The organism is Paenarthrobacter sp. GQ52, from assembly GCF_059759005.1.
On sequence record NZ_JCAXEJ010000012.1, the window covers coordinates 74,858 to 88,880 of the forward strand.

Annotated in this window: 11 protein-coding genes; 7 read left to right on the top strand and 4 right to left on the bottom strand. The window is 62.8% G+C overall.

What is annotated here, in order from left to right:
- Nucleotides 1-6 precede the first annotated feature (6 nt).
- Together AC6CH8_RS15515 and AC6CH8_RS15520 are read left to right on the top strand one after the other, a co-directional pair.
- Entirely contained in the window at nt 7-1,371 is a 1,365-nt protein-coding gene (locus AC6CH8_RS15515; RefSeq protein WP_498191412.1) for an ArnT family glycosyltransferase, read from the top strand.
- Nucleotides 1,368-2,690 carry a hypothetical protein gene (locus AC6CH8_RS15520; protein ID WP_498191413.1) on the top strand — a complete coding sequence of 441 codons (1,323 nt, stop codon included), beginning with the start codon at nt 1,368-1,370 and terminating at the stop codon, nt 2,688-2,690. Before AC6CH8_RS15515 ends, AC6CH8_RS15520 begins: the two co-directional genes overlap by 4 nt.
- Here AC6CH8_RS15520 and AC6CH8_RS15525 read toward each other — a convergent pair.
- The 3 genes from AC6CH8_RS15525 to AC6CH8_RS15535 all read right to left on the bottom strand — a co-directional run bounded on the left by AC6CH8_RS15525 (nt 2,682) and on the right by AC6CH8_RS15535 (nt 8,864).
- Nucleotides 2,682-3,602 carry a GGDEF domain-containing response regulator gene (locus tag AC6CH8_RS15525; RefSeq protein ID WP_091470578.1) on the bottom strand — a complete coding sequence of 307 codons (921 nt, stop codon included), beginning with the start codon at nt 3,600-3,602 and terminating at the stop codon, nt 2,682-2,684. The genes AC6CH8_RS15520 and AC6CH8_RS15525 overlap by 9 nt on opposite strands.
- On the bottom strand, nt 3,599-7,036 hold the full coding sequence (locus AC6CH8_RS15530) for a hybrid sensor histidine kinase/response regulator (RefSeq protein WP_498191414.1): 3,438 nt from the start codon (nt 7,034-7,036) through the stop codon (nt 3,599-3,601). The genes AC6CH8_RS15525 and AC6CH8_RS15530 overlap by 4 nt, the downstream gene beginning before the upstream one ends.
- Before the next feature lie 160 nt (nt 7,037-7,196).
- Nucleotides 7,197-8,864 carry an alkaline phosphatase D family protein gene (locus AC6CH8_RS15535; RefSeq protein WP_498191415.1) on the bottom strand — a complete coding sequence of 556 codons (1,668 nt, stop codon included), beginning with the start codon at nt 8,862-8,864 and terminating at the stop codon, nt 7,197-7,199.
- Between the two features lie 410 nt (nt 8,865-9,274).
- On the opposite strand from AC6CH8_RS15535, the gene AC6CH8_RS15540 reads away from it, so the two are divergent.
- Nucleotides 9,275-10,294, top strand: a complete 1,020-nt coding sequence (locus AC6CH8_RS15540; protein WP_498191416.1) for a LysM peptidoglycan-binding domain-containing protein — start codon at nt 9,275-9,277, stop codon at nt 10,292-10,294.
- Between the two features lie 11 nt (nt 10,295-10,305).
- Here AC6CH8_RS15540 and AC6CH8_RS15545 read toward each other — a convergent pair whose 3' ends face one another.
- Nucleotides 10,306-10,902 carry an arsenate reductase/protein-tyrosine-phosphatase family protein gene (locus tag AC6CH8_RS15545; RefSeq protein WP_498191417.1) on the bottom strand — a complete coding sequence of 199 codons (597 nt, stop codon included), beginning with the start codon at nt 10,900-10,902 and terminating at the stop codon, nt 10,306-10,308.
- Between the two features lie 200 nt (nt 10,903-11,102).
- On the opposite strand from AC6CH8_RS15545, the gene paaA reads away from it, so the two are divergent.
- From paaA to paaD, 4 genes are read left to right on the top strand one after another with little or no spacing between them, the layout of a single operon-like run.
- Entirely contained in the window at nt 11,103-12,098 is a 996-nt protein-coding gene (paaA, locus tag AC6CH8_RS15550) for a 1,2-phenylacetyl-CoA epoxidase subunit PaaA (protein ID WP_024817856.1), read from the top strand.
- Entirely contained in the window at nt 12,098-12,526 is a 429-nt protein-coding gene (paaB, locus tag AC6CH8_RS15555; RefSeq protein WP_498191418.1) for a 1,2-phenylacetyl-CoA epoxidase subunit PaaB, read from the top strand. The genes paaA and paaB overlap by 1 nt, the downstream gene beginning before the upstream one ends.
- Complete coding sequence (paaC, locus tag AC6CH8_RS15560) at nt 12,523-13,452, top strand: 1,2-phenylacetyl-CoA epoxidase subunit PaaC (RefSeq protein WP_498191419.1); 930 nt, start codon at nt 12,523-12,525, stop codon at nt 13,450-13,452. Before paaB ends, paaC begins: the two co-directional genes overlap by 4 nt.
- A 5-nt stretch (nt 13,453-13,457) precedes the next feature.
- Nucleotides 13,458-14,021 carry a 1,2-phenylacetyl-CoA epoxidase subunit PaaD gene (gene paaD / locus AC6CH8_RS15565; RefSeq protein ID WP_498191420.1) on the top strand — a complete coding sequence of 188 codons (564 nt, stop codon included), beginning with the start codon at nt 13,458-13,460 and terminating at the stop codon, nt 14,019-14,021.
- Nucleotides 14,022-14,023: the final 2 nt, after the last annotated feature.

Consider the following 14,023-nt stretch of genomic DNA (forward strand, 5'->3'; position numbering starts at 1 on the left):
GGGCACATGCCATCAATCTTTGGCACCCCGTTTTTCCTGCACCCCCCAGGCTCATACGCCCTTAATGCTGTGGTGATCCGCGTGTTGGGCCTGGAAGGCCACTCCACGGATTTGGTGTTGCAGTTGCGCTGGGTCAATAGTGTCCTCGGAGCAGTTGCGGTGGTTGTCTGTTTCCTGTTGGTTCGCCGTCTGGTGGGTGTTGCACCTGCTGTTGTGGCTGGCGTCATCCTGGCCAGCGACCCGTTTGTCCTTCGCATGGATGGGCGGTTGATGATGGAGACTCCAGCTGGCCTGGCGGTCCTATCGGGATGGTTATTGGTCCTGTTGCTGCTCGACCGTAAGTCGGGGCGAACCCGTCTGTGGCTTGAAATCAGCGCCGGGTTGGTTTTCGGACTGGCCATTGCCATGAAAGACATGACGGCCGTGTTCACCGTGGTTCCGTTGCTTGCCGCGGTGGTCTGGCGCAGGACAGTGCCCCTGCAAACAGCCTTGCGGATCCTCGCCTGCTCCACAGTTCCCTACCTGCTTTATCTGGGCTTGATCGCTGCCAGCGGGCTGTTTCCGCAGTTCATTGAACAAAAGTCTGTGGGTGTCCTACGGATGATGGGCGTCGTTCAGATGACAGGCTTCAATTCAGTCCACAGCGTTAGCCTTATAGACCGCCTCATTGACTTGGCCGGACGCTTCGGCACCAGCTATCTGCTTCTGGGCCTTTCCATCGTTGCGGGGGCAGTGACTGCTATGTCTCCGCTGGTGGAACGGCGGGCTATTGGTTTGTTCTCGCTTTTTACCGGCTTAGTGGGTATCTACTCCGTCTTCTTCGGGGCGGCAGAGGAGCAGTTTGGCTACTGCGTGGTGCTGGCTGCCCTGGTCTCGGTGCCTGTAGCCGCTGTGATGGTGGTGAAATGGCGGCCCCGCCTCCGGGGGGTCGTCATGGCTGCCGCAGTAATCATGACCATGCTCAGTCTTTTTCTGGGTGTTCAGGCAAGATCAGTAGTCGATGACGGACTTGTCCGTGCCCGGGACTGGATGAACGCCGAGTTGCCACCGTCCTCCAAAGTGGGTTTGACGTCAGTGACCGGTGAGTTCGCCCTCATGCCTCATGAGGGGTGGGAGGTCCTGCCATCCTTGCAGTCCCTGCATGACCGCGATGCCCAGTACGTCCTGACACAGGGGAGGCAATTGAGCGAGGGATACGGCTTCGCTGCACCTGAGTTCCTGGACTGGCTGGAGGACAACGCCCAACCGGTTTTCACCTTCAGGGGACCGACATCAGGCGACACCGTTGTGTGGCAATTGGACCGCATCAAGCTGGACGCTGCAGTCGCAGGAGGGCTGAATTTCCCTCCCGTGAGCGGCGGATACCCGTGAGAGGCCTGCTTCGTGTTGCCTTGCTGTTCATGGCAACTGTGATCGTCGGTTGCAGTGCGGAGACCCAGCCAGCGCCGGAGCACATGTCTTTCGGTGTCCTAGGCGCCACATGCGCCTCTGCACGCCTGGCTGCACTTCACGATGCCGGAGTTTCCGTAGTGGAACTACCCTTGGCCTGGGATCGGTACCAGCCGGGAGCCGGACGAGTGGACCATCACTACGTTGCAGAGGTTCGTGAACGCCTGAACAGTTGCCGTGAGGCCGGTATGGCTGTGGTTCTGTCCCCTGGCCTGCATTACCCACCGGATTGGGTAAGAGGTCTGCCCGGAGGTGTGCTGAGGGGAAGCGGTGGGGGCGTCCCGGAGGACGAGGGGGCCGAGCTAGTATTCAGTGCCGCGGCGAGGGATGCGGCGCAAAAGTACTTGGCCATTGTTGCGTCGGACCTAGGGCTTGAGGGCATAGCAGCAATACGGGTCGGGACGAATGCCAGCGGGGAGTTGGGGTACCCAGGGCCCAGTGACGGCGGAAACGAACGCGAGTACTGGGCATTTGGTGACGCCCCCCAGTACGGCATCGGCTTGGCTGAGGGCGTTGCGCCTTCCCCCATGCCGGGGTGGATTCCGGGCTCCAGTTCATGGCATGGGCGGTCCGTAACTGACGAGCAGGTCCAACGGTGGTGGGACTGGTATTCCGGATCTACGGTGGACGCAGCCGTATGGCAGATAAGCGAGCTACGGAAACTTGGGTATCAAGGGCGAGTGCATGTTCCGGTAGCGGGCCGCGGAGTCTTGCCGAATGACAAAGCAAAAGCCATAGAAGGAGGCTTGGACGGCCAGGCCAATCCGGATGGCGCCCAGGAACGCGGCTTGGACTATTCTGCTCAGTTCGCTGTGCTCGCAACGTTGCCGGGCGTAGACGTGGACTTCACCGGCTTGGATGACGTATCGGCCGTGAGAGCGGCCGCTGCCGTGCCGCGCCAGGACCACTGCCTTCCCACTGACACCGAGAACGTGCTGACGGACGACGTATCACAGTGGTCCTCCCACAGGTACACGAGCGCCTTGGCTCGGCGAGCCGGGCTGGGACTGGTCGGTGAAAACCCCGGTCCTCCCGATGCACCTTTCACCGGCGGCTCACCGCAGTCACACAGCCTCGCCGAACAACTGCGTACGGCTCCGGGGTACGCCTTGGAATGTGGGATGACAATGTTCCTGTTTGGCTTCGAAGAGGACCTTTTTGAGGAGGAAGCCAGTGGTGTCAGCACGGATGACTACAAAGAAGTCATCCAGCAGCTGAAGTCTGCGGCAAGCTCACTCTGAGCGGAGGGCATCGGCCAGGGACACCCGGTTCCGGCCGGAGGCTTTCGCTGCGTACAGGGCAAGGTCGGCTTCACGCAGGAGTTGCTCGGTTCCTGCACGGCGCCCCTCGGTGTACGCCGAGATGCCCGCACTGATGGTCAGGACGCCGTCGGGATCGCCGGAGTGCTCGATGCGCAGGGACTGCACTGCAGAGCGGACACGCTCCATGACCATACGAGCGCCGGGAGCCTCCTGATCCCGCAGGACCAGCAGGAATTCCTCACCGCCGAACCTGTAGACGGCGTCGGATTTCCTGACCTCGCCAGCCAGCGTCGAGGCGATGGCAACCAATGCGGCGTCGCCCGCCTGATGGCCATAGATGTCGTTGTAGCTTTTGAAGTTGTCCACGTCCACCATGGCCAGGCAGTAGTTGTGCCCGGTCACGCCCCCGCTATGCAGGGCACCCAGGTCTTCGGCCAATTTCAGGCGGTTGTGGAGTTTTGTAAGGGGGTCGGTACGAGCCTGCTCACTCAGCGCGGAACGGTACCGGGCCAGGTCTGCATGCAAAGAGGTAATGCGTTGGGCAGCCAGGAGCCTGATGTGCAGGCTGAACGGATCCAGGGGCTTGGTGACATAGTCGTCTGCTCCGGCTTCCATTCCGGCCAGCACGTCTTTCCGGGAACCGTGCGAGGTCACCAGGATCACGTAGGTATACCGGTCCTCTTCAGCCGCCCGGATGGCGCGGCAAAGATCCAGCCCGTTGAGGCCGGGCATCATCAGGTCGGTCACAACAGCCTCCGGGCTGTGCTCCTTATAGAGTTGCCACGCCGAGTCACCGTCGACGGCCACGATGCACTCGTGGCCCGACTGCTCGACGGCGGCCTTGGTGATCATCCGGGAGATCTGGTCGTCGTCAGCAATGAGGATTTTCACGGTGCTCCAGGTGAGTGTGCTTCAGTAAGTGTGCGCTCGAGTGCCTCGTCCACGCGGGCAAGTTCAGTGTGCAATTGGTCCAGCAGCAGCGCTCCGGTGGATCCCAGTTCCGGTCCAGCATCGCGTCCGAGCCGTTCCAGTTCCTTGCAAAGGCCGGCAGCGCCCACCGCTCCGATATTGGCGGCCGCGCCCGCGAGTTTGTGGGCTGCCGCTTCCAATTCCGCGGCTTGTCCGTTTTCCAGTGCAGCACGCAATGTATCCAAGGCTCCCTGGGAGTCCTGCCGAAAAGCCCTGACGGCTTCGGGCAACAGGCCCAAACCGTCGGCAGGTCCAAGTTCGCGCAGGATCTGCAGCCGCTCGAGTTCAAGAACAACGGAGTTCGACGCCGGTGCTGCCGCCTGCTGTTGCGGGACGTCCGCCGCAGCCGCGGCATCCACCCCGACGTCCGCCGTCGATGTTTGCGGTACCCAGCGCGAGAGGACCTCAGCGAGTGTGGCGAGATCCACGGGCTTGCTGATGTAGTCGTCCATGCCCGCAGCGAAGCAGCGCTCGCGGTCCTCATCCAGCGCACCGGCCGTCATGGCGATGATGGGTATTCGGGCGGAGTGGCCGTTGCGGGCTCGGATGGCCCGGGTTGCATCGAAGCCGTCCATGACGGGCATGTGGCAGTCCATGAGCACTGCTGCGTATGTGCCGGTCAGCGCGGCGGAAACGGCCTGTTCGCCGTCGTCCACTATGTGCACTTCATAGCCGAGGCGGTTTGCCATGCCGCGTGCCACCAACTGGTTGACTTCGTTGTCCTCGGCCACCAGGAGCTTGCCGAGCCGCGGCACAGGATCCGCCGATTCAACCGGGTGGGCCATTGGCGGCGGGGTAGGCATGCCAGCTGTCTTTGTGGCCAGCACACGCAACAGACGGTTGTAGAGTTCGGAGCTGCGGACGGGTTTGGTGAGGTATTCGCGAATTCCCGCCGAAGTGAGGTCGCTCCTTTCCACCTGCATGGTGGAGGTCAGCAGGATGATCCCCGGGCTGCCGGAGCCGTTGCTCTCGTCCCTGATGTTGCGGGCAAGCTGGAGGCCGTCGATATCGGGCATGCACATGTCCACCACCGCGATGTCGTAGGGGTGGCTGGACAGGGCCGCGGACCGGTACTCGTCCAGTGCGGACGCGGCGTCGGCAACCGAAAGGGGAAACATTCCCCAGCTGGCCAGTTGTGTTTCGAGCACCAGGCGGTTGGTTGCGTTGTCGTCCACCACCAATACCCGGCGTCCGGAGAGGCTGGCTGGCAAAGATTCCGTGTCTGAGGCTGCCGGGCCAACGGGGAGATCAAGGTCAAACCAGAACCTGCTGCCAACTCCAACCTCGCTGTCCAGGCCGATCCTGCCACCCATGACTTCCGTGAGGCGCCGGGAGATGGCCAAGCCCAGTCCCGTCCCTCCGTAGCGGCGTGTGGTGGAGGCGTCCGCTTGGGCGAAGGATTCGAAAAGTCTCTGGTGATTTTCGGCGGTGATGCCAATGCCGGTGTCCCTCACCTCAAAGCGCAACGACGCCTTGCCGGCGTCCTGGGCAAGAACGGAGACCTGGACTTCCACCTCACCGGAGGGAGTGAACTTGACCGCGTTGGAAGAGAGGTTCAGGAGGATCTGGCGGATGCGGCCGGCGTCGCCCATCAGGCGAGCGGGAACGTCCGGGTGGCAGTAAGAGATGAGCTCCAGGTTCTTCCCCTGCGCAGCTTCCACAACCAGTCCCGCCACTTCTTCCACCAGCGCCCGGGGGTCGAAGACGTTGATGTCCAGGTCAACTTTGCCGGCTTCGAGTTTGGAGAAGTCGAGGATGTCGTTGATGAGGGTCAGCAGGACCTCGCCGGCGCCCTTCACTCCCTGGGCGTACTGCCGCTGGCCCTCGCTCAGGGGCGTGTCCATCATGAGCGAGGTCAGGCCGATCACCGCGTTGAGGGGAGTCCGGATCTCGTGGCTCATGGTGGCCAGGAACTCGGATTTGAGACGGCTGGCCTCCAAAGCTGCTTCGCGGGCGGCGAGGAGATCCTTCTCCGCGGCTTTGCGTTCGGTGATGTCGCGGGAGATGGTGGCGACGCCACGAATGCCGGAGTCACCCCGAACCGGCGACAGTGTCACGGACACCGGGATAACCTCTCCGTCACCGCGTAGGCGCTGGCTTTCGTAGTTCTGCACGCCGCCGCTTTGGGCAGTAAGTTCCAACGCCTGGCGTTCGTTCTCCACCAAGTCCTGTGGAACAAAGAAGTCGCCTTTCCGGCCAACGGCTTCCGACGCCGGGTAGCCGAAAATACGCTCGGCGCCCGGGTTCCAGCTGGTGATGACGCCATCCGGGGTTTCGCCGATGATGGCGTCGCCGGAGGAGTTCACGATTGCTCCGAGACCCTCAAGTTCGGCCGTCCGTTCAGCAACCTTTGACTCGAGCTCGCGGGTCAGCGTGACATTTTCGACGACGATCAGCACCTGCCGCACGATGACGAAACCCAGGACAGCCAGGCCGGTGACCAGCAGGATTGGGTCGTTGATGTTGATGGCCTGGCTTCGGTTGAAGAACACGGCCATGAACACCGGGACGTACGGCAAAAGTTCCAGGATGGCCGCGTAGCTGCGGCCGTCTTTACGGGTGCTGGGCGTCTCCGGTGCCAGCGGACTGAGTGCAACCAGCAGGAAGGCGAGAACCCAGCCGATCGCCAGGGGAGATCCTGTGATGCCGGTGACGCCCTCGCTGGTCAGCCTCACATACGTGAGGTCGGTCAGCGCCAGAACCAGGAAGCCGAGCCCCAGGCAAAGCCATGGAAGTCTTCGGCCACGGGCGGCCCTCATGGTCAGGACGATCACCAGCGAGACCATGACTACGTCCACAAACGGGTAGGACAGTGTGGTCAGGAAAGCCAGAATGTCAGTGTTGCCGGCTTCGATCAGTGGTCCAAGAACGGTGCCCCAGGCGATGAACAAAACGGCGCTCGCCACCGTCCCGACATCCAGCACCGCCCGCCACAGTGACATCCGGGGCCCGTCACCCTTGGGGAGCAGGACAAGCCCGACGGCGACGGGCAACGCATAGCCAACGAACCCGATATCCGAGGCGGAGGGGAAGGGATAGGCGTGGTCCAGTGCCACTCCGTTGAACGCCCAGAATGCTTGGGCGCAGGACCAGAGCGCCAAGCCCGCCACTACGAACCAGCGTGCTGCCTTGTGGTCCCGGCGCCTTCGGGCAGCGAGGGTGTGGGTGGTCAGCGCGGTGAGTGCGGCGAGAAGGATGGCTAAGTCACCGGCGAGTTGCGCCGTCGTCGTTCCTACTCCGCTTGCCAGCCCGAAAGCCAGCAGCACCAAACAAACGGCAGCGGGCACCAGAAAGAGTGGCCAAACCTGCTGCAACGACGAGCGCACTGGAAGAACCCCGTGCTTCACTCCTGCCACTGAACCCCTGCCTTCGAACGTGGCCCCACCCAAAAGCGAACAACGCGTCTTGCCTGCGCTGAGGAGAGCATACGCCGAAACCCAAGTAAGTAGCAGTAGATGCCGTTTTGAGGGCTCAAAACGGCATTAACTGCGACTCAGTTGGGTGAGGCTGCGTGGGTTAGCGCTGTGGGGTGAGGGCTTTCGAGTAGATCACCGCTCCCAAAGCGTTGCGCAGGCTCACCGTGAACACACCGTCCGCCGCGAGGTCCACGTGGCCAAAGTACTGGTTCTCGCCGTCACGCGGTGACTCTCCCGGGAAGCGCCCGGCCTTGGCAAACAGAACTTCGGGCCCGAAAGTTTTGTCCATTTCGCTCGGACCGAAGGAGCCGGCGTTGATGGGCCCGGCCACGAACTCCCAGAAGGGGTCGAAGTCGGTGAACGACGCCCGCTCGGGGGAGTAGTGGTGGGCGGCGCAGTAGTGCACGTCAGCGGTCAGCCACACTGTGTTCTTGACCCCGTGTTTCTTGAAGGCGCTGAGCACTCCGGCAATTTCCAGCTCGCGTCCCAGTGGAGCGCCGGGGTCACGGTTGGCCAGGCTTTCCTGGCTCACGGCGCCATCGGGAACGATGATCCCCAGGGGCAGGTCCGCGGCGATCACCTTCCATGTCGCTTTGGATTTGCGGACTTCCTTGATCAGCCAGTCCACCTGCTCTTGGCCCAGGATGTTGGTGGCGTAGGGTTCCTTGCCGTCGGTGTTGGGGGACTTGAAGGTCCTCATGTCCAGGCAGAAGATGTCCAACTGCGGGCCGCGGGAGATTTTCCGGTAGATGCGCGCGGGCTGGTATTGGCCAGCGTTGTACGTCCCGGGGCGCCAGAGTGCGTCGGCGTCGGCGATCGGCATGTTCTCCTGCCATGCCTGACGGCCGCGCGCCGCCAGGACATTGACGTTCCGTTCGGTGTAGCGGGGGTCGTCCAGGATTTCGCCGGGGTACCAGTTGTTGGTGGTTTCGTGGTCGTCCCACTGCGCAATCACCGGGACATCGGCGAACATTGCCCGCATATTGGCGTCCAGGGAGTTGTAGCGGTGCCGGCCCCGGTACTCCTTCAGGGTTTCGGCCACCTTGGAGACTTCCTCGGTGACGATGTTCCGCCATACTCGCCCGTCCTTCTCAGTCACGCTTGCGGCAATGGGGCCGTCGGCGTAAATGGTGTCGCCCGAGTGGATGAAGAAGTCTGGCTTCGTAGCGTGCATCGCTTTGTAGCCCCGCATGCCGCCGAGTTCCTCGTTGATGCCCCAGCCTTGGCCCGCGGTGTCGCCGGTCCACACAAAGGATTGCCCGTTCGACGACGAACTGCCGCCTCCGCGCGCGTCTTCAGTGCCGTCGTCGTGCTTTCCGTCGGTGGAACCCGGCGCTGTGCTGAAGGTGCCGCGAACTGCCTCGCCTGGACCGTTTTCGTCCTCGAAGGTCAGTTCCAACGCGAAACGTGTGCCTGCGGGAAGGCCCTTGGCATGGATTTTGGCGGTGAAGTCGCTGGCGTCCGTGGCCAAAGGTCCGCGGATGGTCCGGCTGAAACCGTAGCGTCCGCGAAGGATCTCGCCCGCGCTGTCCACCGCCTGAAGCTGTGCCGTGAGTCGGCCAGGGCCGGAAGCGCGGGACCAGAGGACGGCGGAGTCCGTTGTTACGTCGCCGGTGGCAATCCCCGTGGGAAGCGTGAGCCGCTTGCGCACCAGGGGGATGGCGGAAGGGGTAGCGGACGCGGGTGCGGCTGTGCTGGTGGTAATGCCGGCGAGGGCGAGCGTGGCAAGGGAAGTCTTGACGAGTGAGCGGCGCGAGAGGTCAGTCATGGTTCCACAGTGCGTGGCCAGCGTGAACGGAGGGTGAGGGCGAGATGAAACCCAACTGTCTCGCATTTGTAGCTGCCACCAGAGCTGGGAGAGCCACAAATGCCAGTTAGTTAGGGCGGCCGGCGTGCCCGGGAGCAAGTAGTCCAATTCCGGAAACTGCGTAATGCCCAAGTAACCATTCAAGCCTTCAGAAGGAAAGTCGAGTAGTTCCTACTCGTGCGGCGGGCATGGACCTATTCCTACCATTGAAATTCCTAGGGTTATAGCAATTCCGTTCCTCCGGCTCAGCGGTGGACCGCACCCCCACCAATTGTGGGCGGTGCCCCTCCCAATACGTAGCTGCGCTTTCCTACCCAGGTCCACAGGGGCCTGTCTTGCGCGGTCCAGAGCCATGGAGTCCGGGGTTTCCCATGAACATGAATGACTTAGATCTTCAATCTTCCCTGTCAACCAAGAGCAATGGCGATGTTCGGCGGCCGCACTCCCGTAAATCCAAACTGTTGATTGCCGGCGCAGTGCTCGCGATATTAGCGTTGATCCCATTATTTTTTGGCGTCGTCAACTGGGCGACGCAACCGGCGGGTGACACCGACCAAAATGTTTCCCAGGAACAAGCGCCTTTTTCAAAAGGCGACAGTGCAAAAGCACCCGCAGCTTTGCCGGTCCAGGATGCCGAAGCGGAGGTAGCGCCGGAAGTACAAGCGGCTCCGGCAGCCGAAGCGCCAGCAGCTCCCGCTGCCGAAGCACCCGCTCCCGCTCCTGAGCCAGCCGCACCAGCTCCCGCTCCTGTCGAGGTGGCCCCCGCCGCGCCAGCTGGTGACCCCAACCTCTACACGGTGGCTTCCGGGGACACAGTAGGTGCCATTGCCTCCCGTTTCGGGGTGGATGTCACTGCGATGTTGGCTGCCAACGGGCTCAGCGCCTATTCGGTGATTGTCCCGGGACAGGTTTTGAAGCTCACCGGACCGCCCATCGCGGTAGTCGCTCCCGCACCGGCTCCAGCCGCTCCCGCCGCGCAGGCTGCCCCCGCGCCAGCACCGGCCGCTCCCGCAGCTGCTGCTCCAGCTCCCGCAGCAGCTCCGGCCCCCGCACCGGCTCCCGCTGTCCGGACCATCTACGTGGCTGGTGCCGGTGGCCAGTCGATGGTGGACGCCTGCATCGGGCCCATCCACTACACGCCCACCAACGCCTACGCGACGTTCATCACGGAGCACGATTTCTGTGGAGGTTGGGGACGGTTCTCGGGAATCGGTGTCGGGGAAACGGTGTCGATCCCAGGCTACGGAACGTTCACGGCCACGGGCCGGGGCCAGGTACCCAACCCGGGAAGCACCAACGACGTCGCAGCAGTGTTCGGCGGATTCCCTGCAGTTGTCCTGCAGACCTGCATCCCCGGCACCAGCCAGATGCTGGTGATCGCCCTCAACTAAGCAATAACCAACTAGGCCGGCGCCGTCAGGCGCGCGAAACGGAGGATGCCTAGGATGGCCGGGGCCAGCTCATCCTCCATCTGGTGGTAGACCTCTTCCGCTCGTCGGTAGGGGTCTACCACGTCGTTGTCTGCAGGATCGGACGGTAGCGCGAGGTGGCGGACTGAGGCTGCCCGGGTGGGAAGCGCCCGCCAGAACTCCGTGATGTCCCCGGTCGGGGCCGTATCGCCCCGGTTCTCCAGCACGGACAGCATCCGGGCAAATTCCCGCACGGTGAAGGTGCGCTTTAACAGGGACGCGTCCAACTGGAGGACTTCGCCGCGGTGCTTGGACGTCATGGCCAGCACCAGGTCGGTTTCCTTGAGGATCTTGGGGGTCAGCTGCCTGGCCGCAAAACCGTCAGGGTTTCCGCGGAAAGTGCTGATGATCCGGGCCGAGAGGGGCTGGATGGGCTCACCCACCATGGCGCGAGTGCCGGCGCTGCGGACTTCGAAGGACCCGGGACTGACCTGGTTGAGCCCGGTCTGCAGCAACCGTTCGGCCACGGGGGAGCGGCAGATGTTCCCGGTGCAGACGGTGAGAATCCTGAAGGGATGGGGCGATTCCACGTAAGGCTCTTTTCTAGCGGTGACTGGGACAGCTGAGGTCCCACCCCAAGTTAACACGGCGGGCAGCGAGGACCTTGTCAACAACGCAGGGCCACGCAAACAGGACCAAGCGCCGGCCGCACCAAAGGCTCGAACGCTTGACTGAAATCACCCGGTCCGCATATTCTGAACGAACGGTCGGTAATTTATTAGGAGCAACCATGGCATCGCAGAATCTGCAGTCAGTGCCCGCTGAGCTGTCCCCGGAAGAGCAGGAGCGGGAGGCAGCCGGACAGGCGTATTTTGATCGCATCATTTCGGAGGACTCGCGCATCGAACCGCGCGACTGGATGCCGGCGGCTTACCGCAAGACTTTGCTGCGCCAGATCTCGCAGCACGCGCACTCGGAAATTATCGGCATGCAGCCGGAAGCCAACTGGATCACCAGGGCACCGAGCCTGAAGCGCAAGTCCATCCTCATGGCCAAGGTCCAGGACGAGGCCGGCCACGGCTTGTACCTTTACTCGGCCGCTGAGACCCTGGGCCAGTCCCGGGACCAGATGATGGAAGACCTGATTGCCGGCAAGGCCCGGTACTCGTCCATCTTCAACTACCCCACGATTTCCTGGGCTGACATGGGGGCCATCGGCTGGCTTGTTGATGGTGCAGCCATCTGCAACCAGGTTCCCCTGTGCCGCGCCTCGTACGGTCCTTACGGTCGCGCAATGGTGCGCATCTGCAAGGAAGAATCATTCCACCAGCGCCAGGGTTTCGAGATCCTGCTGGAGCTGTCCAACGGCACGCCTGCGCAGAAGCAGATGGCCCAGGACGCAGTGAACCGCTGGTACGCGCCGTCGCTGATGATGTTCGGCCCGCCGGACGACGACTCACCCAACTCCAAGCAGTCCATGGCATGGAACATCAAGCGGTTCAGCAATGACGAACTGCGAAGCCGGTTCGTCGGCATGATGGTGGAGCAGGTCCGTGTCCTCGGCCTGACCCTGCCTGACAAGGACATCCGTTTCAACGAAGAAACCAAAAAGTGGGAGCACGGACCCCTGGACTGGAACGAGTTCAAGGAAGTCCTGGCCGGCCGCGGTCCCTGCAACTCGCAGCGCGTCGAGCGCCGCCGTGAGGCACACGAAAACGGTGCCTGGGTTCGCGAAGCCGCAGTGGCCTACGCCCGCAAGCAAGCACAGAAAGAGAACGCAGCATAATGGCTCCTCACGGTAACCCGGAAGCACCGGCCAGCGCCGCCAGCGAAATCAACCGCGAGGCCCCCAGGGTTGCGGCAACCAACGCTGAAAGCACGACGACGGCGCCCGCCTCAGGCCCGGACATCACCTCGCATGGCGCCAAGGAAGAAACCCCCTGGTCCCTTTGGGAGGTCTTCGTCCGCTCGAGCCGCGGCCTGTCCCACGTACATGCCGGTTCCTTGCATGCACCGGATGCGGCCATGGCCCTCCGGAACGCCCGCGATTTGTACACGCGCCGCAACGAAGGCGTCTCCATTTGGGTTGTCCCGGCCGAGGCGATTTCCTCCAGCGATCCCGACTCCAAGGGTTCCTTCTTCGAGTCCCCGCAGGGCAAGGATTACCGCCACGCAACGTACTACACCAAGAGCGAAGGCGTGAAGCACCTGTGAGCACTCAAGAAACTGCTAAAGACACTGACTTCGCCATTGAGGGCCACGGCGACATCTCAGTGGGCGTCCATGGAGCCGGCGCGTCCGGCGACGGCTCGGCCAGTGCCACCCGCATCACGCCGGGCAACGCGCTGCGCCCCGAAGACATCGCGCTCGAAATCAGCCGCGGGCAGGTCAAGCCCACTGAGGACGCTGCAGAGTTCGCCCTGCGCATCGGCGACGACGGCCTGATCCTCGCCCAGCGCCTGGGCCATTGGATTTCCCGTGCTCCCGAGCTTGAGGAAGACATCGCCCTGGGCAATATCGCCCTGGACCAGTTGGGCCACGCCCGTTCTTTTCTGACTTATGCCGGTGCCGCTTGGGACAAGTCCGAGGATGACCTCGCCTACTTCCGCAGGGAGCACGAGTTCCGTTCTGCCCACTTGTTTGAGCAGCCCAACGGCGACTTCGCCGTGACCATCGCCCGGCAGTTCATCGTGAGCTTCTACCAGTACGAGCTCTACACCAAGCTCATGGAGTCCACCGACGCCACCATCGCAGCCATCTCCGCGAAGGCCGTGAAGGAAGTCGATTACCACCGCGATCACAGCGCGCAGTGGGTGCTTCGCCTGGCTGGCGGCACCGATGAGTCCCGGGCACGCATCATCCAGGGCTTCAAGCTCGTGTGGCCGTATGTGGACGAACTCTTCGAAGATGACGAACTGACCACCCGCTTGGCCGAGGCTGGCGTCACTGTTAAGCCTTCAAGCCTCCGCGCAGAATTCGATCGCCTCACCGGAGAAATCATGGCCGAAGCGGAGCTGGAAATTCCCGGCGTCCCGCAGGCACTGGGCGGCGGCCGCAACGGCAAGCATTCCGAATTCCTGGGTTACATCCTTGCTGAAATGCAGGTCCTGGCCCGCGAACACCCCGGCGCGAGCTGGTGAGCAGCATGACGACTCTGTCGCGGACGCAGGAAAAGACCGCTGAGCAGCGGGCCTGGGACATTGCGTCCACGGTCTGCGACCCGGAGATCCCGGTCCTCACCATTGAGGACCTGGGGATCCTCCGCAGCGTGCGGGTTGTCCCGGTGGCGACCAACACAACAAGCCAGCACGACGGCGGCGCCTCAAGTGCCGCCGTCGAGGTCACCATCACGCCCACCTACTCCGGGTGCCCGGCGATGGACGCCATTGGTGACGATCTGCGGAAGGCCTTCGAGAATGAGGGCTACGCCAGCGTGCACATCAACCTGGTGCTGTCCCCGGCGTGGACCACTGACTGGATGACCGAATCCGGCAAGGCCAAACTGGAGGAATACGGGATCGCCCCGCCCAGCGGCATGGCTGCCGCAGGTGGCCATTCCGGTCCCGTCCGCCTGAGCCTGGCCGTGAAATGCCCGCAGTGTTCATCGTTGAACACCAAGGAACTCACCCGCTTTGGTTCCACATCCTGCAAGGCGTTGTTCGTCTGCCAGGACTGCAAGGAACCGTTCGACTACTTCAAAGTCCTCTAAGG

Excerpts from the sequence above, each read along its gene's own strand:
- paaD (WP_498191420.1), top strand. The coding sequence starts at position 13,458 with ATGACGACTCTGTCGCGGACGCAGGAAAAGACCGCTGAGCAGCGGGCC.
- paaB (WP_498191418.1), top strand. The coding sequence starts at position 12,098 with ATGGCTCCTCACGGTAACCCGGAAGCACCGGCCAGCGCCGCCAGCGAA.
- AC6CH8_RS15540 (WP_498191416.1), top strand. The coding sequence starts at position 9,275 with ATGAACATGAATGACTTAGATCTTCAATCTTCCCTGTCAACCAAGAGC.
- AC6CH8_RS15515 (WP_498191412.1), top strand. The coding sequence starts at position 7 with ATGCCATCAATCTTTGGCACCCCGTTTTTCCTGCACCCCCCAGGCTCA.
- paaA (WP_024817856.1), top strand. The coding sequence starts at position 11,103 with ATGGCATCGCAGAATCTGCAGTCAGTGCCCGCTGAGCTGTCCCCGGAA.
- AC6CH8_RS15535 (WP_498191415.1), bottom strand. The coding sequence starts at position 8,864 with ATGACTGACCTCTCGCGCCGCTCACTCGTCAAGACTTCCCTTGCCACG.